Below are 18,830 nucleotides of genomic sequence, written 5' to 3' on the forward strand. Positions count from 1 at the left end.
CGCCCAGTGGAATGAGAGTCCACCAGAAATGCTTCGGCATGCTATCGCCCCTACGGGCGACTACACGAAGGCTTCCAACCAGATCCTTCGCACGCGTCGGATGAACAGCGACGCGAAGATCCTCCTCCTCCTGGTCCAGGGCCTCCCCGAGCACGAGCGCTGCGAAGCCCTCGGCAAGTACGCGGAGCAGCTGGAACTGACGCCTCGGCAGTACCGCAACGCGCGGAAGCACCTGATCGCGGACGGGTACCTCCATGAGTGGAAGTACCAGAACGAGAACCGTCATTGGGTCACCGAGCAGCTCCTCTCGAATGTCACCCTCACGCGTGACGAGGCCAACGCGTTGCGGACCTCCGCGTCGCCGAGTGACCGGTGGCGGGAAGTCGGCAACGGGGAGTCCCGGGAAGCTCGCGGCTCAAAACCCTTGGACGAAGACTGGGGGGAAGACGAAACCCCCCACCCCCCTACCCCCCGGGCGGACGCGGCGGCGCCGAGCGGCGAGGAGGAAGGGCCGGGGGAGGAGAACCCCGCTCCCGGCCCCACCCCTAACCCTGCCCCCGACCCTGCCCCCCACCCCGAAGTCGTCCAGGCCGAACGCCTGCTGCTCTCCCTCCGCCACTCCCACCGCGACCTGTTCCTCGGCGTCCGGGAGGCCCGTGGCCTCGCCGGGACGGCGGCGGAGTGGCTACGGCGAGGCGTCACGGCCGGCGAACTGGTCCGCGCCCTGACGGCGTACCTCCCGCCCGACGGCGTCCGCTCGGCGGTCGGCTTCCTCCGCCACCGCCTGATGGCGAAGATGCCTGAGCCGGTAGCAGCCGTGCCGCCGCCGCTCGCCCGAAGGGCGCTGATCGCCTGCGAGGGCCCGGGAGACGACCATGTCTTCCGCCCGGTGGCGGACGAGACCCTCTGCGGCCCCTGCCGCATGGAAGCGGCCTGGCAGGCCCACCACGAACGCCACCCGGAGCAGACCCGAGGCCCTGCTTCTGCCTGGATCCCCTGGCGTGACCGGGTCGCCCAAGCGGCTGCGGACGGATCCGCTTAGGACGGCTGCTGCCCGTCAGCGGTTTCGCGCATGAACTGCAGGTTCTCAAGCACCTGCACGGTGAGTGGATGCTCCCTGCCAAGGATGCGTTCGCAGGTGCTGAGGGTTGCTTCGTACAAGGAGGCTGCCCGACCCCGGTGTCCGGCCGAGAGGTAGGCGCTGGCGAGGTTGCTGCGTGAGAGGAGTGTGTCGGGGTGGTCATGACCCAGGACGCGTTCACGGGCGGTGAGGGTTTCTTCGTACAGCGGGATGGCTCGGTCGAGATGCCCCGCCGACGCATACGCGATGGCGAGGTTGTTGCGTGAGACGAATGTGTGCGGGTGATCAAGGCCCAGGACCCGCTCTCGAGTGGCGAGGTTTGTCTCGTGGAGGGGGATCGCGCGGGCGAAGTCCCCTGCTGACCTGTACGCGCTGGCGAGGTTGTTGCGTGAGATCAGCGTGTGTGGGTGGTCATGACCCAGGAGCTGCTCGCAGGTGGTGAGGGTCTCTTCGTGGAGGGGGATGGCGCGGGCGAATTGTCCTGCCGCGTCGTACGCGCTGGCAAGGTTGTTGCGAGAGTTGAGTGTGTCGTGGTGGTCATGACCCAGGACGCGCTCCCGGGCGGTGAGGGTTTCTTCGTGGAGGGAGATGGCACGGGCGAAGTCCCCAGCTGACCTGTACGCACTGGCGAGATTGCTGCGTGATGTGAGCGTGCTCGGATGATCTTGACCTTGCTCCCGCTCTTGCGCGGCAAGTGCGCGCCGGAGCCGCGTGAGAGCCCGGTCGAGCGAGCCTTGGCCCAGCATGTAGGCGGCCGTGCGGTCGAGGATGTATGCGGTCGCGACGGTGTCGTGGTCGCTGGGATGGTGGCTGACGAGGGCGCCTACATGGGGGGTGAGCGTCTGGAAGCGGGGCCAGTTCGTGGGATCGTCGGGATCGATGGGGCATACGTTGACTAGGAATGCGGCAGCCGCGTCCCGTGCCCCGTCGATGTCATCGGCCTGTCGGTGGGGGTCCTCCGGATCCGGCGTACGGGCCAAGGCCTGGACCAGACGGTGCACGCTCAGGGTGCCGTCGCGGTTGGCGGTGATCATGCTGTACGCCGCGAGTTTGCCGATCGCCGCGTTGACCTCCGGCGGTGTGCCGAGAGGCGCGAGCAGGTCGCGGGGGATGCGGTCCGGGGCGTACCAGGCCAGTACGCGGAGCACGTCGCCCGCGAGCGGCGTGGCCGCCACGCGGTCCAGCGTCAGGCGCCAGATGCGGGCCGCAGTGCGGGCCGAGTCGCCGCCCTCGGCCGTCGCCGCGTACATCGTGGCGGGCCAGGCGGCCAGTTGCTCCAGGTACTCGGTCGGGCCGACGCCGGTCTCCGCGCAGTAGGCGGCGGCCTGCTCCACCGCCAGCGCGAGGTGGCCCAGCTCCGCGCACACCGCCTCCGCGCCCGTGCCGTCGCGCGGGCCGTGCTGGGTGAGGATGCGGGTGAACAGTTCCACCGCGTCGGCCGGGGCCAGCACGCCCAGCCGGACGACCGTCGCGTGCCGGTGCCAGCCGCTGGCCAGAGGGGTCGTGACCAGGACCCGCCCTCCCGGGACGCGGTCCAGGAGCGGGCGGATGTGGGCGGGGTCCTCGACGTTGTCCAGGACGAGCAGCCACCGGTCCGGGTGGTCGGCGAGCCAGCGGGTCGCGCGTTCGGTCTGCACCTCGGCGGGGAGTCCGGCCAGGCCCGGCTGGAGGGCCCGTGCCAGGGCCGCCACCCCCGCTTCGACGGCGGGTGCCGTGTCCGCCGTGATCCACCACCGCACCAGCTCGTGACGACCGGCGGCCCACTCGGCCGCGAGCGCGGACTTCCCGACGCCGCCGAGTCCGTGCACCGCCTGCACGAACACTTCTCCCGGAGCGGTGAACGCCTCTTCCAGGGCCGCGAGCTCGGGCGTCCGGCCGACGAAGCCCTCGGTGGCCGGGATGTTGGACATCCCGGTCCCTCCGGCCTCGGCCGGGATCGGCCCGTGCGTGTCGGGAGGCAGGAAGAACGCCTGCTGGGCCTCCACGTGCTGCGCCACGGAGTTGCTGACGTTCCCGCCGGCGGCGATCCCGCCGTTCGTCCCGTGCTGCGTGGGCTGCGTCGGCTGCGTGGGCTGCCTCGGTTCGGTGGGCCGCTTGCCGATCACGGGCGGACGTCCGTCGTCGAGTCCTCGACGTCACCGCCCGCCGCGATCCCGCCCTCCCGGGCGACGAGGCCGTCCTGCCCCGGAGGGGAAGGGGAGGGCGGTGGCGTGCCCACGTACGTCGTCGAGGACCGGGTCACGTTCCCCCTCGCCGCGATCCCGCCCCGCTCGGCGACAACCGGCCCCGTCGCGGTGGTGGCGGCCGGCGCCGGTGCCCGCAGCTGCCACAGGCCCACGCCCGCCGCGACGATCCCCGCCACCGCACCCGCGACGCCCCACCCCTGCGCCGACCCCTCCGGATGCGACACCGTCACCCACACCAGGAGTCCGACCCCCGCACCGGCCCCCACGAGGGCCAGTCCCCACCAGCACATCCGCTGCCACGTCGCCATGCCGTCCATAGTGGACCAGCGGAGCTCGACGCATCGAGCCCGGAGGGAATCCCGCCGGGCTCAACTCTCGCTTACTGCCTGTCGGTTCAGACGCCGGCCGCGTTGACCTGCGTCAGCCACGCGTTCCAGTCCGCCTCGTAGTCCAGCGAGGTCAGGAACGTGCGGGCCGCGGCCCAGTTGCCCGTGCGGTAGTGGCCGAGGACGGTCTGCACGTCGGCGGGGTGGCGCTCCAGCATGTAGCGGACGGCGAGGTAGCCCCAGTTGTAGACGCGGGTCGAGTCGGCGTTCTCGTACGTCGTGTCGAAGAGCGTGCGCAGCGAGTACGTGTGGTTTCCGGCCTGCGTCAGCGCGTTCGTGTACGTGACGTTGCGGTACGAGTAGGAGACGTACTCCGCGACGCCCTCGACCCACCACACGGTCGGCGTGCTGTAGCCGGCGTTGAAGTCGCCGTACATGTTGTAGCGGCCGTCGAGGTAGTGCGTGTACTCGTGGTTCAGGTTCCAGATCTGCCAGCCGGGGGCCACGTCGGTGCGCTCGTAGCAGATGAAGCGCGGCTGGTTCTTCGGGCGGGAGGGGTTGCCCTCCAGGTACATGCCACCGTTGTTGGTGTCGATGTTGTAGATCTGGCCCGCGTACTGCTGGTAGTCGGCGCGCGTGTTGAAGACGTCGACTTCGAGGCGGGTGTTGTTGTCGCCCGCGACCGGGCCGGAGTCCTTCGCCACGTTGTGGAAGAAGGCGTCCTGGTTGGCGAGGCTCGCGCAGGTCGCGGCGAGCTGGTCGGCGGTCATCTCCTGGGCGCGGATGCGCAGCGAGGGGCTGCAGTCGTGGACGATCGACAGGATGCGGGACTCCAGGTTGCCGCCGCCCGCGGCCTCACCGGGGGCGCCGCCCTTGTCCTTGCCGTGGGCCGGGCGCGCGGTCGGGTCGGAGAGGGCCTGCTCGACCGTGAGCTTGGGCGCGGACGGGGGAGTGGGCTGGGCGGCCTGGGCGGACTGGAGGGGCGCGGCGGCGAAGGCCGTGACCAGCAGGGCGGTGGCTATGGCACGCAAGGGGGACTCCCGAGGAGGAGGGGGATTGGTGCGGGTGACCCGTCCATGACGGGACAGGCAGTAAAATGGCACACGTCACATTGCTTTTCAATACTGTTCACACGAGTGCTCTGGAGAGCCTCGTGGGGCGCATGAGAAAGCGCCCCGGGTCATGAAGACCCGGGGCGCTTCGCGGCGGTCGCGATCCGTCAGATCAGCCCTTCGCCGCCGGAGCGTCCGGCCCGCAGGCGATCCGCGCCGCCTCCAGCACGTACTCCTCGCGCTTCTCCGCCCCCTTCGGCGGCTCCGAGCACGTCAGGACGCCCGACCCGTCGACGGTCCAGCTGGTCGCCTTGCCCGTGACGGACGCCTCGGTGCCGCAGTTGTACGTGAACTCGCCGGTGACCTCCTTCACCCAGGCGAAGTCCACGAACTTCCCCGGGCCGAGCATGCTCGTGCGGTTCTTCGTGTCCGGCGCCGGCCTCTTCACGTCGGTGAACGCGTGCTCCGAGCCGGTGTCACCGGGCTCGATCTCGCCGATCTTCACGCCCAGCGCGTTCAGCGCGGCCTTCGCGTCCCGGGCCCCGGCCGGGACCCAGTCCGCGTAGGTGACCGACACGTGCGGGGTGTAGAGCTCCCGCATCGGGTGGGTGAGCTCCCCGCCGTCCTTGCCGAGCTCCTGCTCGTCGGAGACGCCGGTCAGGACGTCCTTCCGGGTCACGCCGGACCACGTGTACGTGCCGCCCTCGCACGGCTTGGCCGAAGCCGAAGCCGAAGCCGCAGGCTTGGTCTTGCCCTTCGGCTTTCCGTCGCCCGACGACGTGCACGCCGACGCCCCCGCGACCAGCGCGGCGACCGCGCAGACCGCGAGGACCGTCTCCCGGTACTTCTTCATGTGCTTCGGCTCCCCCTGCGAGCACCACGGGTCAGGTGGCGCGGTGTCGGTGTTGCTCCGCGCCTCAGCATCGCCACAGCACGTGGTACCAGCAAGGGACTTGAGCCACATATGAGCTTCGTCAGAACACTCGGAACACTCAGAACGCTCGGAACACTCAGAACAGCAGGTTGTACCGCTGCCACCCGCCGCCGACCCGCACCCGCGTCCCGAACGGCCTCGTCGCCGAGCCCGATCCCGGGTGGAAGTACAGCGAGCCCGTCGAGTCCCGGCCCACCAGGTCCGCCTTGCCGTCGGAGTTCAGGTCGCCGGGCGAGACCATCGCGTTGTACGTCTGGTAGCCGGTGCCGACCTGCTGCGCGGGGGCGAACGGCCTCGTCGCCGAGCCCGTGCCCACGTACAGCCACAGCCTGCCGTCCTTGCCGCGCGCGAGGAGGTCGGCCTTGCCGTCGCGGGTCAGGTCCGTGCCGCCGACGAACGCGTTGTAGACGCTCCAGCCGCCGCCGATCCGCACGCGCGGCTTGAACGGCGTCGCCGTGACGCCCGTGCCCTGGTACAGGTACAGGGCTCCGGTCGACGTCTCCCGCGCGACGAGGTCCGCCTTCTTGTCCCCGGTCAGGTCCGAGGCGCCGGCGAGCAGGTTGTAGACGTTCCAGCCGCCGCCGATGCGCGACCGGCCGGTGAAGAGTCCGCCGTCACCGGACGCCCGGTAGAGCCACAGCACGCCGTACTTGTCCCGGGCGACCGCGCCGGGGCCGGTGCTCTGGACGGTCAGCGGGCCGAGGCGGGTGATCGCCGAGTACCGGTTCCAGTCGCCGCTGTAGCCGACCTGGGAGAGCACCTGGAACAGCGGGGAGCTCTTGCCCGTGCCCTCGTACGCGTACAGGTCGCCGTCCGTGCCGCGGCCCACGAGCTGGTAGCGCTGGATCACCGGGATCGTGCTGCCGATGGAGAAGTCGGAGGTCTTCTCCGGGTTGCCGACGCCGAAGTCGTAGACCTCGTACGTGGCGAGGGTCCGCACCCGCCAGGCCGGCGCGCCCGCCAGGGCCTTCATGCCGTAGGTGATCGTGTAGTCACCGGGCTTCGCGACGGTGCAGGAGACGCCGCCGTCGGGGATGTAGCCCGTCGCGTAGTCGCAGCTGATCCCGGTCGCGGTCCCCGTGGAGACGCCGGTGACCGAGACCTTGAGCTCCCCCGGGTCCCAGTCGCGGTATCCGGGCGCCGCGGACAGGTCGAGCCGCAGCTCTCCCGGGTCCACCGCGTGCAGCTTGACCGTGTGCTTCACCGTGCCGCCGGCGGGCAGCGTCGGGGTCGTCATGGTCATGGTGTTCAGCGCGACGTGGGCCTTGGTCCTGGCCGTGACCGTCGCGTGCGACCGACGGTCCGTCTCGGTCCTCGTGGCCGCGATCTGCGCTTCCTTGATGCCCGCGTCGACGCTTGCCCCGCGCGGCACGTACACGAGGCCGTAGTAGATCCTCGTGCCGTCGGCGGCGGTGCTCGCCGCCACGACCTCGGGACCGAGGAAACCGGAGCTCCGGACGTCGCAGGTGTACACGCCGGGCTTGCCGCTCCTCGGCGCGCAGCCGTCGGCGCGCACCACCTTCAGGCCGGTCGGCAGGCCGCCGGCCGCCCAGGTCGCGTCGGTGAGGGGCTTCTTGCTGATCGCGTAGACGTACGTGCCGTCGGGCTGGCCGCTGGACGAGCCGTAGGTCGCGTCGGGCCACAGCTCCGCGTAGCCGGTACCCGGCATGAGGATCTGGTCGTCGAGCGTCCCGAATCCGAACGTCGGGTCACCGGCCGCCACGGCCGACCCCGCCCCCACGACCCCACCGGTCACGAGCATCGCGGCGGCGACACCAGATCCCATGAATCTGCGAAGCATTCCCACCCCTGGAAGAAGCGAACGAACAAACGATCGGCGGACGCTAGCACGCCCGCCGACCGTTCCCCCCACCACTTTCCCCGAGCGGTCTCAGCCCTTGCTGACCGCCGTCAGGATCTCCGGCAGCCGCCGCGCCGTCCGCGGCGCCGCCACCTTCAGGCCCGCCCACACGAGCAGCGCCCCGTACAGCGCACCCGCCGGGAGCAGCACCCACAGAAGCGACCGCGAGTCCGTCACGTGCAGTGCGATCGTCGCCGCGATCAGCGGTGCGCACAGGAGCGCCGAGCCGAACATGCCGCCGAGGATCGACATCCAGGCGAGGCCGCCCTGTCCGGGCACCACGTTCTTGTAGCCGCTGTCCTGGGGGATCGAGTACGGGAAGAGCGCCGAGGCCACCGCCCCCGTGCCGACCCCCGCGCCGAGCAGGGCCAGCGCCAGGCCGAGGGCCTCGGGGAGGGCCGACCAGTCGCCGAGGACGGCGGCGGTCGCCGCCGCCACGAGGAGCGTGTACGGGACGGTGACGAGGAGGATCGCCAGCGCCCGGGCCCGCAGCTCGGCGTACGCGTCGGCGGTCGTCGAGATCGTCTGCGCGACCATCCAGAACGCCGACGTGTCCTGGCCGAACTGGTTGTACATCTGCACGCCGAGCATGCCCGTGGCGAAGCACGCCCAGTAGATCGAGCCCGCGCCCTGGAGGGAGTTGACGATCGGCACGATCAGGCCGATCGCCAGGGAGGTGACCCACGCGGCCTTCGTCTTCGGGTCGCGCCAGACGTACCGCAGGCTGCGTTCCATGACCGCGCCCGTACGCCCGCCGGGCAGGAGCCGCGCCAGCCGGCCCGTGCCGGACTTCTCCTCGGCCCCCGCGTCCGTCGCCGCGCCGATCGTCGAACCGTCCGGCTCGACCATCAGCCGTACGAGGCTCCGCCGCCACCAGTACACGACCCCGGCGAGCGCCGCCGCCGAGAGGAGCAGCCGGGCCGCCGCGACCCCGTACTCCCCGGTGCTCGCCGCGTCGACCGCGCCGATCGCGGCGGCCGGCGGCAGCCAGGCGACGACGTCCGTCGCCGGTTCGAGGACGTCGAGGCCCCCGGCCTGACTCAGGCGCTGCGCGCCGAAGTTGACGACCTGGATGCCGACCGCGATCACCAGACCCGACAGGAGGGCCAGGTCACGGCCCTTGCGGGAGGTGAGGAGCCGGATGTTCGCCGCGGCCACCGCGCGCGAGAGCGCCACGCAGCCGACGGTCACGAGCGGCACCGCGAGGACGGCGGCGACCGTCCCGGCCGCGCCGTGCGCGACCGACAGGGCCGCGCCGAAGGCCAGGACGAGGGTCAGCACCGGGCCGATGCCCACGAGGGAGGCGACGAGCAGCGCCCGGATCAGCGGCCGGGGCCGCAGCGGCAGCATCACGAGCCGCGAGGGGTCGAGGGTCTCGTCGCCGCTCGGGATGAACAGCGGCATCACCGCCCACGACAGCGAGAGGACCCCGATGATCAGGACAGCGACCGTGGCGGCGTTCGCGCTGCCCCGCAGGAGCGCGAAGGACAGCACCATCGCGGCGGCGAAGAGGAGCCCGACGACGGCGGTCGTGACGTACGCGGCCGTCCGCCCGCCCGACTGCCGCAGCCCGTTCTTCAGGAGCGACAGCTTGAGGTGGACGAAGACGGAGGTCAGCGACGGCACGGGAGAGGGGGCGGCAGCGGTGTTCGTGGTCGTCACTTCGTCCCGCCGCCCAGCCAGTCCAGCGACTCCCCGTGCGCCGACAGCCGGTTGGCGCCGACCAGTTCGAGGAAGGCCGCCTGGAGCGAGGGCGCGTCGCCCCTGACCTCCGCGAGCGGGCCCTGCGCGCGGATCCGGCCCGCCGCCATGACCGCGACCCAGTCGCACAGCGACTCCACCAGCTCCATGACGTGGCTGGAGAAGACGACGGTCGCGCCGGAGGCGGTGTACCGCTCCAGGACGCCCCGGATGGTCTGTGCGGAGACCGGGTCGACTCCCTCGAACGGCTCGTCCAGGAACAACACCTCCGGGTTGTGGAGGAGCGCCGCCGCGAGGCCGATCTTCTTCCGCATGCCCGTCGAGTAGTCGACGACCAGCTTGTTCTGCGAACCCGCCAGGTCGAGCACGTCGAGCAGCTGCGCCGCCCGCTTGTCGACCTCGGCGCCCGGCAGCCCCCGCAGCCGGCCCGTGTAGGCGAGGAGTTCGCGGCCCGAGAGCCGCTCGAAGAGCCGCAGCCCCTCGGGAAGGATGCCGATCCGGGCCTTCACCTCGGCGACCGCGTCCGGGTCGGCCCACACGTCGTGCCCGGCGACGAGAACGCGCCCCTGGTCGGGCCGGAGCAGGCCCGTGATCATGGAGAGGGTGGTGGTCTTGCCGGCCCCGTTGGGCCCGACGAGCCCGATGAACTTCCCCGCGGGCAGGACGAGATCGACGCCGTTCACGGCGATCTGCTGTCCGAAGCGCTTCCACAGCCCCTCGACACGCACCGCGGGCACCGCACCGGACTCCGGTGCGGTGCCCGTCGCGGCGACCGTCTTCTTCAATGCTCCGTCAAATGCCTGGTCAGGCATGGTCCGTCAACCCTTCGGTTGTCCCCGTGTATACAGGGGCCCACCATACGGGTGACGTGCGATCACGCCAGGTTCACTGCGCCCGGCTCCGCGCCTCGGCCGCCTCGCGGCCGCACGCGTACGCGAGGGCGCTGATGAGCTCCTCCGCGTCCGGCAGCCACCGGTTCGCCGGGGTGGGGCGGCGCGCCCACTGCACCGCGCCGACGCCGCCGATGCGGGTCGGCGGGGCCGCCACGTAGTGGCCCTCGCCGCGCGTGGTGAGGTCGATCGCCGCCGGGACCCAGCCGAGCTTCCGCACGAGGTCGGGCACCTTGGTCGCGGCGCCCGGCAGCACGAAGAAGAACATCCGGCGGTCCGGAGTGCAGGTCACGGGGCCGAGCGTCAGCTCCATGCGCTCCATCCGCGCGAGCGCGAGGAAGCCGGCCGACTCCGGCACCTCGATCGCGTCGAACGTCCGGCCCGTCGGCAGCAGGATCGACGCCTTCGGCGTCTTCGACCACATCCGCCGGGCGCCGACCCCGCTCCCGGTGGCCTGGGTCGACCAGTCGGGCTTGACGGCGTGCGCGCCGGGGACGGCGCACGCCTCGGCGCCGCAGGAACAGCGCTCCCTGCCCTCGACGGCCTCAAGCCAGGTCCCGGGGAACACGTCCCAGTGCCGCTCTTCCGCGTACCGCACGGCACTGTCCAGCAGCTGTTCGCCGCGCTGCTGGGGGATCTGTGCGGTCTCCGTGACTCCGATGGTCTCTTCCACGGTGAGCACAACTGCCCCCGCCACCTGGGGTTACGGGCGTGCGTGGCAGTCGTGTGACGCATCGATCCTGCATGCGGGGCGCACGGTTGCACTGGTGGGGGCGCGCGGAGGGCCGGGGAGCGGGGCTGGGTACAGGGGAGTGGGGGCGCCGGTGACCCCTGTCCGGTTTCGCGTGTTCACATCGGCATTGACCGGATATCCGCCGGGCAGTGATCACTTCTCGTGATCACCGCACGGTCATAGGGGGTTCCTCATGACAGCAGCCCGTCCACTCGTCCCACGTCAGCCGAACGAACGGCTCTCGGCACTCATCCAGGAGGCCGCCTGCTCGCACGCGGGCCTGGCCCGCAGGGTCAACATGGTCGGCGCGGAGCGCGGACTCGACCTCCGCTACGACAAGACGTCCGTGGCACGGTGGCTGCGCGGGCAGCAGCCGCGCGGCCGGGCGCCGGGCGTCATCGCGGAGGCCCTCGGCCGCAAGCTGGGACGTACGGTCACGATCGACGAGGTCGGGATGGCCAACGGGCGGAACCTCGCGGCGGGCGTCGGTCTCCAGTTCGCGCCGACCGTGCTGGGGGCGATCGAGCAGGTCTGCGAGCTGTGGCGCAGCGACGTGGGCCGCCGGGACTTCCTCACGGGGTCGACGGTCGCGGCCTCGGCGCTCGTCGAGCCCAGCAGGGACTGGCTGATCACGGGCGCCGACACGCACGTGGCCCGGCACGCGGGCGCGCGCGTGGGGGTCGCGGACGTGACGGCCGTACGGGAGATGACGACCGCGCTCGTAGCCATGGACCGGCGCTTCGGCAGCGGGCACGTGCGTCCCGTGGTCGTGCACTACCTCAACAGCGTCGTGTCGCAGATGCTGTCCGGCTCGTACCGGGAGGGTGTGGGGCGGCAGCTCTTCGCCGCGGCGGCCCGGCTGACCGAGCTCGCCGGGTACATGGCGGTGGACACGGGCGAACCGGGGCTCGCGCAGCGCTACTACATCCAGGCGCTGCGGCTGGCGCAGGCGGCGGGCGACCGGGGGTACGGCGGGTACGTGCTCGCCGCGTCGATGAGCCACCTCGCCGCGCAGCTCGGCAACCCCCGGGAGATCGCGCAGCTGGCGCGGGCGGCGCAGGAGGGGGCGCGGGGGAAGGTGCCGCCGCGCGCGGAGGCCATGTTCCTCGCGGCGGAGGCCCGCGGGCACGCGCTGCTCGGCGACGTCCGGGCCTTCGAGGTCGCCGCGGCCCAGGCCGTACGGGCGCTGGACCGGGCCGTGCCGGACGCCGGCGACGAGCCGACGTGGATCGCGCACTTCGACCACGCCTACCTCGCCGACGAACTGGCCCACTGCCACCGGGACCTGGGGCAGGCGGAGGCGGCGGCACGGGCCGCTCGGGAGGCGGTCGCCGGGCACCCCGAGTCGCGGGCGCGGCGGCGGGCGATCGGGCTCGCGCTGCTCGCGACGGCGCAGGTGCAGCAGCGGGAGGTGGAGCTCGCCTGCCGGACGGGCACGCGGGCCCTCGAACTCCTGGGGGCGATGCGGTCGTCGAGGGGCACCGAGTACCTGGAGGACCTGCGGGACCGTCTGGAGCCGTACGCGGGGGAGGCGGTGGTGCGGGAGTTCGGGGCGCGGATGGACCTGGCGGTGGCGTAGGCGGCGGCGTGGGCGGCGGCTCGGGCGGCGGCTCGGGCGGTGTCCGGCGGATGACGGCGGGGGTGTTAGCGGGCTCACACGTGTGTGCGGAGCCCTGGACGTACCCGGTAGCGTGAGCCGACGATTCCGTAGGTCCATCAGTAGGAGTCCCGGTGACGCAGTACGGACAGGGTCCGGAGCAGCAGTACCCGGCGGCGGGTGGGCAGCCGCTGCCCCCCGCGCAGCCGCTGCCCCCGGAGGCCGTGCCGGGCGCCGCCGACATGCAGTCCACGCAGTACCTGCCGCCGATCCCGGCGGGGCCGCCGTCGGTGCCGCCGCAGCCGGGGTACGGCTATCCGCCGCAGGCCCCGCAGGTCCCCGACATGCAGGCGACCCAGCACATCGCGCCGGTCCCCGGCGCGATGCCGCCGCCGCAGCCCGGATACGGGTACCCGCCGGCGCAGCCCGCCGCCGGGTCCGACACCCAGTTCCTCGGCACCGGACCGCTGCCGGGCCAGGGGCAGCCGCACGGCGCCTCGGACGCGACCCAGTACATCGCCCCCGTACCGCCGGAGGTTCCCGGTGAGCGCCAGCCGCTCGCCGAGTTCGACAGCCTCTTCCGCAGCGAGACCCCGCAGCGGCCCCAGGCGCCGCAGGCCCCCCAGGGCTACCAGCAGCAGCCGCCGACGGCCTCGTACCCGCAGCAGGGCTACCCGCAGCACCAGCAGCAGGGGTACCAGCCGCCGCAGCCCCCGCAGCAGCAGTACGGCTACCCGGGCGGCCGTCAGGACGCCTACCAGGACGCCTACTACGACGACGAGCCCGAGCGCCCGCGCCGCAAGTCGCCGGTCGCGCTGATCGCGGCCGTCGTCGTCGGCTGCGCGGTCGTCGGCCTCGGCGCCGGGATGATGCTCAGCGGCGGCGACGAGGACGACAAGGGCGGCCAGACCGTGGCCGCGAGCTCCTCGGCGCCCGCCGCCCCCGACGCCAAGCCCGGCGAGGCCACCACCGAGCCGGCCGAGGAGAAGCCGGACCCGGCGGAGCCGCAGGCCAAGGAGCTGGACAAGCTGCTCGGGGACAGCAACAGCAGCCGTGACTCGGTGATCAGCGCCGTCGCGGCGATCAACAAGTGCACGAACCTCGACGACGCGGCGAAGGACCTGCGGGCCGCCGCGAAGCAGCGCCGTGGCCTGGTGACCAGGCTGGAGAAGCTGAAGGTCGACAAGATCCCGAAGAACGCGGCCCTGACGTCGGCGCTCACCAAGGCCTGGCGCGCCTCGGCCTCGGCCGACGACCACTACGCGGCCTGGGCCGACGAGATGAAGGACAAGAAGAAGTGCAAGGGCGGGGAGGCCCGTCGGACCCAGCACCTGGCCGAGGCGAACGAGAAGAGCGGCGAGGCGAGCGCGGCCAAGAAGCAGGCGGCCGGGCTGTGGAACCCGACCGCCGAGAAGTACGGACTGGAGAAGCGCTCGCCCACGCAGCTCTGAGGGGTTGCGGGGCGCTGGGTGGTTACGGGGCGCTGAGGACGGTTTCGCCGACGTCGACGAAGCCGGGCTTCTGCGCCACGAGCCGCCCGTTCCTGACCACCTGGAACGTCACCTTGTGGTTCACGATCCGGGGGTATCCGGCGGCGCCGAGGAGGTCCTCGTACTTCCACCGCAGGCTCGGGGTGAGGCCGCCGGTGTCGATGCGCGCGCCCCGGTCGAGGGCGGTGGCGATCTTCTCGCCGGTGATCTCGTCCTGGTCGAGGGACTCGATGACCTCCTTGAGGACCGTGTAGGCGATCCACGTGGTCTGGACGCCGGGGTCGGACGGGTCGACCCGGTTGTCCGCGAAGGCGTGCTGCCGGATGACCTCGCGCATCGGCTTCCAGCTCTTGTCGCCGGACTCCGGGTACCAGCCGGTGACGTACGCGCCCTCGAAGGGGCTGTGGGCGCCGCCGGTGCGGTCGATGACGGGCTGGCCGACGCTGCCGAGCACGGAGGAGATGCGGACGGAGCCGTCGGACGTGCCGCTGCCGGACTTGCCGTCGCCGGACGTGCCCTCTCCGCCGTTCCCGTTCCCGTTCCCCTTCTTCCCCTCCGTCGCCTTCGGCAGGCGCCGGAAGGAGTCGAAGAAGGTCTGGGTGCGTTCGCCGAGGACGGCGGTGACGCAGCCCTGTTCGACCCCGGCCTGGTCGCGGGCCTCCCCGGCCTGCCGGGCGTACTCGCCGGCGTCCTCGACGGCCGGGATGTCGACGGCGTTGCGGTGACTGGCCCTGCTCAGGCCGGAGTTGAGGAGGCCGGGGAGCCGGTCGCCGTCGACGGTGTCGGGCCGGACGAGCGAGACCGTACGGCAGGACTCGGCGAGCTGGATGCCGTGCCCGGCGATGAGGGAGGCCTGTCCGCCGTTGACGGGGTACGAGAGCGGGCTCGTGAACTCGTCGTCCGAGATGCCGTAGCCGCCGATGTACGGGATGCCGGCGGCCTCCAGCGGGGCCATGAAGGCCTCGCCGTTCTGGCTGTAGGAGCCGACGACGGCTGCCGCGCCCTCGTGGACGGCGCGCCGGGCGCAGGCGGCGGCGCCCGCGGGGGTGTTCTCTTCGTTGCAGGTGAGGACGCGGAGTTCGTGGCCGTCGATGCCGCCCTGCTCGTTGATCCACCGGGCGTAGGTCTGCGCCATGGCGGGCATGCCGGGCATGTTCGTCGCGCGGGTCTGGTCGGGTGCCCAGGTCATCACCGTGACGTGCTCCCTGGAGCCCCCCGTGGCCCCAGGGAGCACGCCACACCCGGTGATGAGCGACGCACCCGCCGCGGTGGTCGTGACGTATGCGAGGAGTGAGGTCAGTCGCCTACCGGTCATGAACACGCACGCTTCCGGTTCCGGGGTAACGCGGGAGTGAGCATGGTTCAACGAAGGGTGACGTGAAGGTGAATTGCGGGGGTGGAGGAGTGGAAGGGGAGGGGGTGAGTCCGCTTGTGGGGTAGGGGAACGTACGATCGAAACGTGTCCAGTCCCGTCCCCAGTCCAGTCTCCCGTCCGGTGAACCCTTCCCGTCGCGGCCGTCGCTCCTCCACCATGGGCGGCATGCCGCTCAACGACATGCCGTGGTGGCGCTGGCGCATCAACGTGCGCTCCGCGCTGCACATGCTCTCCGACCCCGTCTTCCACGAGACGACCTGGCTCGCGGGCCAGGAGGGGTACGGCGACGTCACCGACGCCGTCTACCGCCTCGTCGAGGACACCTGGCTCGACAACTGGTCCGCCGATAAGTACGTCGGCGCCGTCTTCCGCGACCCCGCGGAGGCCGCCCTCGTCGACGCCGCCGTCCTCCGCGTGCTGCGGATCATGCACCAGATCGGCGCCGACGCCCCCGTCTCCGCCTACCTGGAGCACCAGGGCTGGCCGGAGGCCGTACGGGCCGCACGCGAGGCACACGTACGGATGGCGGTCGCCGACGGCGACGACCCCGACGCGCCCCCGCGCTCCCTGGAGGTACTGGAGATCATGACCCGGTCCGCCTGATCCCCGCCGGTCCGTCTGACGGACGGCGGCTCTGCGCGGTCTCGCGGGTGTGGCAAGGTGTCGGGATGACCGACCAGTACGTCCTCACCCTCTCGTGCCCCGACAAGCAGGGCATCGTGCACGCCGTGTCGAGCTACCTGTTCATCACCGGATGCAATATCGAGGACAGCCAGCAGTTCGGAGACCGTGACACGGGTCTCTTCTTCATGCGGGTCCACTTCTCGGCCGAGGCACCCGTGAACGCGGAGAAGCTCCGCGCGAGCTTCGCGGCGGTCGGCGACTCCTTCGCGATGGACTGGCAGATCCACCGCGCCGACGAGCGCATGCGGATCGTCCTCATGGTCTCCAAGTTCGGCCACTGCCTGAACGACCTGCTCTTCCGCTCGCGGATCGGCGCGCTGCCCGTCGAGATCGTCGCGGTCGTCTCCAACCACACCGACTTCGAGGAGCTCGTCGGCTCGTACGGGCTCCCGTTCCGGCACATCCCGGTCACCAAGGAGACCAAGGCGGAGGCCGAGGCCGAACTCCTCGACCTGGTCCGCGAGGAGGACGTCGAGCTCGTCGTCCTCGCCCGCTACATGCAGGTGCTCTCCGACGACCTGTGCAAGCAGCTCTCCGGCCGCATCATCAACATCCACCACTCCTTCCTCCCGAGCTTCAAGGGCGCCAAGCCCTACCACCAGGCGCACGCGCGCGGGGTGAAGCTGATCGGCGCGACCGCCCACTACGTGACGGCGGACCTCGACGAGGGCCCGATCATCGAGCAGGAGGTCGAGCGCGTCGGCCACGAGGTCACGCCCGACCAGCTCGTCGCCATCGGCCGGGACGTCGAGTGCCAGGCCCTCGCCCGCGCGGTGAAGTGGCACGCGGAGCGCCGCATCCTCCTCAACGGCCGCCGCACGGTCGTCTTCACCTGAGGCGACCCGGAGCTCAGATACGGCTGAGGGAGGCCGCCGCGGCGAGGACGTCGTGGATGGCCTCCCGGTCGCCCTCCTGGCCCGCCGCCGCCTCGGCCGGCGAGATGTGCCCCGCGAGGAGCCGGCAGAACTCGACGCCGTCCATCGCGACCTGCGCCACCGCGAGCTCCGGCGCGCCGACCGCCGCGGGCGAGTCCAGCGGGATGTACCAGTGGCCGCCGCCGGACCCCTCGACCTCCAAGTGGAGCGACCGGCCGCGCCCGCCCGCCGCGACGAGCCGCCGGGGCGGGGACGCGAGCCCCGTGCGCCGCCGGTTCGCGAGCGCGCCGGGCAGCTGCCGGGCCGCCAGGTCGATCATGTCGTGCAGGTGCGGACCGCTCGGCGGGTCGTACGGGTACGCCACCGCGTTCGCGATGTCGTCCGCGTGCAGCCAGCACTCGAAGGCCCGCTCCAGGAGCGAGTCCCGCAGCGGCAGCGCGAAGTCCTTGTAGTCGACGGTGAGGTCGGCGACGCCGCCCGCCTTGAACGAGACCGTACGGATCAGGGCGTGCGACTGCTCGCGCCAGGGCCTGCGCAGCTCCCGGTTCGGCGGCCGGTCGAGCCCCGACCACAGCGCCTCCGTCCGCTCGGCCGGCGAGAGCTCGGGCACCTCCGCGCCCAGCGGGTCGGGGAGGCCGAGCGCGGCGGAGACCACGCCGTCCACCGCGAGGAGGTGGCCGATGACCCCGGCCACGCTCGTCCTGCGCCGCACGATCCGCTCGTCCTCGAACCACTTGAGCCGCACCGGCGCGTGCCACTCCGCGTCCCCGATGTCCCGGAGCAGCGCGTCGAGCCGGGCGGTCTCGGCGTCGTACGGGGTGACCCAGTCCGGCACCGGTACGCGCGCGGGGCGCCGGCCGAGGCAGCTCTCCAGGACCCGGGCGCGGAGCAGCGGGTCGAGGTCGAGGTCCCGGTCCTCGTGGAGCAGCGTGACGGCGTCCCGCAGCCGGAGCGCCTCGTCGGCGCAGGGCGCGCAGTCGGTGAGGTGGTCCTCGACGGCCCGGGTCTCCCCGGCGGAGCACGCCGAAAGTGCCCAGGCCCCGAGGAGGGACGCGAGCACTTGGTGGCTGAGCTGCGGGACGTCGGCCTCGACGTCCTCGGGGGGCGGCGGCCCGGGACCGTCGCCCGTCTCGTCGGCGGCGGCACCGAGGTCGGTGGGGGAGTCGGCGTCCGGGTCGGCGTCGGAGTCGTCCTCGTGGGCGTACGCCGTCGGGAGCCGGTCCAGCCTCGCGTGGTCGTCGGCCGAGAGGCGGGGGCCCGGTATGCGCGGGGCGCGGGCGACGTCGTCCGCGTCCCCGTCCCGGGCCGTCACCACGCCCGCCCGTAGCCCGGCGGCGAAGAGCCCTCCAGTGGGCGGGCGTTGGCCGAGGAGAGCAGCTGGAGGCCGAGCCGGAGCCGCCGCCGGGCCTCGTCCTCGGTGACGCCGAGGTCGGCCGCCGTCTGCCGGTAGTCGCGCCGCTGGACGTACGCCGATTCGAGCGCGGCCCGCAGCGAGGCCGGCATGGACGTGACGATGTAGTCGGCGCGGGCGGCGGCCTTGGCGCGGAGCACCTTCTGCTCCAGCTCCTCCGCCGAGCCCTCACCGGTCTCCGCGTACGCCGTCGCCTCGGTCTCACGAAGCCGCCGCACGGCCTGGTTCTGCGCGAGGGTCGCGACCCACGCGCGCATGCTGCCGTGCCGGGGGTCGTACTCGTCGGGGTGCTCCCAGACGTGGGCGAAGACCTCGCGGGTGATCTGGTCGGCGGCGGGGACGTCGTCGAGGACGCGGTTGGCGAGGCTGTGCACGAGCGAGGCGAACCGGTCGTAGAACTCGCCCAGCGCGGCGGCCTCCCCGCGCGCGAGCCGCTGCTGCATCCTGCGGTCCCAGCGCGGTGGTGTCTCCATCGCCATGCGCGTCCTCCGCCCCGCTCGTCGGCCCCTCACCGTCTCCACCAACGTAACGGCCCGCGCCGCACCGCACGTCTGTTTGCCGGAAGTGCGCCCTTGACGCCGATGTGGATGGTAAGGAAAGCGCCATCCACGGCCGGACGGGTTTCGGTCCGCCC

15 protein-coding genes and 1 pseudogene are annotated in these 18,830 nt (G+C 72.2%); 5 read left to right on the forward strand and 11 right to left on the reverse strand.

Annotated features, from left to right (window positions below):
- Positions 1–100 precede the first annotated feature (100 nt).
- Positions 101–1,042: a hypothetical protein gene (locus AB0G79_RS04165; protein WP_360799826.1), complete on the forward strand. Its 942-nt coding sequence runs from the start codon at positions 101–103 to the stop codon at positions 1,040–1,042.
- Here the strand turns inward: AB0G79_RS04165 and AB0G79_RS04170 are convergent.
- The 8 genes and pseudogenes from AB0G79_RS04170 to AB0G79_RS04205 form a co-directional block, all read right to left on the reverse strand.
- On the reverse strand, positions 1,039–3,186 hold the full coding sequence (locus AB0G79_RS04170) for a tetratricopeptide repeat protein (RefSeq protein ID WP_360799829.1): 2,148 nt from the start codon (positions 3,184–3,186) through the stop codon (positions 1,039–1,041). The two genes, AB0G79_RS04165 and AB0G79_RS04170, sit on opposite strands and share 4 nt — an antisense overlap.
- Positions 3,183–3,575 carry a hypothetical protein gene (locus tag AB0G79_RS04175; protein WP_360799832.1) on the reverse strand — a complete coding sequence of 131 codons (393 nt, stop codon included), beginning with the start codon at positions 3,573–3,575 and terminating at the stop codon, positions 3,183–3,185. Before AB0G79_RS04175 ends, AB0G79_RS04170 begins: the two co-directional genes overlap by 4 nt.
- 110 nt (positions 3,576–3,685) lie before the next feature.
- Positions 3,686–4,429: pseudogene (locus tag AB0G79_RS04180) on the reverse strand (collagenase); the annotation flags it as partial.
- A 388-nt stretch (positions 4,430–4,817) separates the two neighbouring features.
- Complete coding sequence (locus AB0G79_RS04185) at positions 4,818–5,498, reverse strand: hypothetical protein (RefSeq protein ID WP_360799835.1); 681 nt, start codon at positions 5,496–5,498, stop codon at positions 4,818–4,820.
- 157 nt (positions 5,499–5,655) lie between these two features.
- Positions 5,656–7,365: a VCBS repeat-containing protein gene (locus AB0G79_RS04190; protein WP_360799838.1), complete on the reverse strand. Its 1,710-nt coding sequence runs from the start codon at positions 7,363–7,365 to the stop codon at positions 5,656–5,658.
- 105 nt (positions 7,366–7,470) lie between these two features.
- Positions 7,471–9,102 carry a transporter gene (locus AB0G79_RS04195; protein ID WP_360799841.1) on the reverse strand — a complete coding sequence of 544 codons (1,632 nt, stop codon included), beginning with the start codon at positions 9,100–9,102 and terminating at the stop codon, positions 7,471–7,473.
- Complete coding sequence (locus tag AB0G79_RS04200) at positions 9,099–9,953, reverse strand: ABC transporter ATP-binding protein (protein WP_360799845.1); 855 nt, start codon at positions 9,951–9,953, stop codon at positions 9,099–9,101. The genes AB0G79_RS04195 and AB0G79_RS04200 overlap by 4 nt, the downstream gene beginning before the upstream one ends.
- A 73-nt stretch (positions 9,954–10,026) precedes the next feature.
- Positions 10,027–10,713 carry a bifunctional DNA primase/polymerase gene (locus tag AB0G79_RS04205; protein ID WP_360799848.1) on the reverse strand — a complete coding sequence of 229 codons (687 nt, stop codon included), beginning with the start codon at positions 10,711–10,713 and terminating at the stop codon, positions 10,027–10,029.
- A 244-nt stretch (positions 10,714–10,957) separates the two neighbouring features.
- Between AB0G79_RS04205 and AB0G79_RS04210 the strand changes: the two genes are divergently transcribed.
- On the forward strand, positions 10,958–12,343 hold the full coding sequence (locus AB0G79_RS04210) for a transcriptional regulator (RefSeq protein ID WP_360799851.1): 1,386 nt from the start codon (positions 10,958–10,960) through the stop codon (positions 12,341–12,343).
- A 152-nt stretch (positions 12,344–12,495) separates the two neighbouring features.
- A complete protein-coding gene (locus AB0G79_RS04215; protein WP_360799854.1) occupies positions 12,496–13,812 on the forward strand; it encodes a hypothetical protein in 1,317 nt (438 codons plus the stop codon).
- A 22-nt stretch (positions 13,813–13,834) separates the two neighbouring features.
- On the opposite strand, the gene AB0G79_RS04220 is transcribed toward AB0G79_RS04215, so the two are convergent.
- Entirely contained in the window at positions 13,835–15,166 is a 1,332-nt protein-coding gene (locus tag AB0G79_RS04220; protein ID WP_360799857.1) for an ABC transporter substrate-binding protein, read from the reverse strand.
- A 216-nt stretch (positions 15,167–15,382) separates the two neighbouring features.
- On the opposite strand from AB0G79_RS04220, the gene AB0G79_RS04225 reads away from it, so the two are divergent.
- Together AB0G79_RS04225 and purU are read left to right on the forward strand one after the other, a co-directional pair.
- Positions 15,383–15,829, forward strand: a complete 447-nt coding sequence (locus AB0G79_RS04225; RefSeq protein WP_360800579.1) for a hypothetical protein — start codon at positions 15,383–15,385, stop codon at positions 15,827–15,829.
- A 65-nt stretch (positions 15,830–15,894) separates the two neighbouring features.
- The gene (purU, locus tag AB0G79_RS04230; protein ID WP_360799860.1) at positions 15,895–16,746 is read left to right on the forward strand and encodes a formyltetrahydrofolate deformylase; all 852 of its coding nucleotides are present in this window, start codon (positions 15,895–15,897) and stop codon (positions 16,744–16,746) included.
- A gap of 13 nt (positions 16,747–16,759) precedes the next feature.
- Here purU and AB0G79_RS04235 read toward each other — a convergent pair whose 3' ends face one another.
- Positions 16,760–18,100: a zf-HC2 domain-containing protein gene (locus tag AB0G79_RS04235; protein ID WP_360799863.1), complete on the reverse strand. Its 1,341-nt coding sequence runs from the start codon at positions 18,098–18,100 to the stop codon at positions 16,760–16,762.
- A complete protein-coding gene (locus AB0G79_RS04240; RefSeq protein WP_360799866.1) occupies positions 18,094–18,675 on the reverse strand; it encodes a sigma-70 family RNA polymerase sigma factor in 582 nt (193 codons plus the stop codon). The genes AB0G79_RS04235 and AB0G79_RS04240 overlap by 7 nt, the downstream gene beginning before the upstream one ends.
- Positions 18,676–18,830: the final 155 nt, after the last annotated feature.

It is taken from the genome of Streptomyces sp. NPDC020807 (assembly GCF_040641575.1).
Taxonomy (GTDB): Bacteria; Actinomycetota; Actinomycetes; order Streptomycetales; family Streptomycetaceae; genus Streptomyces.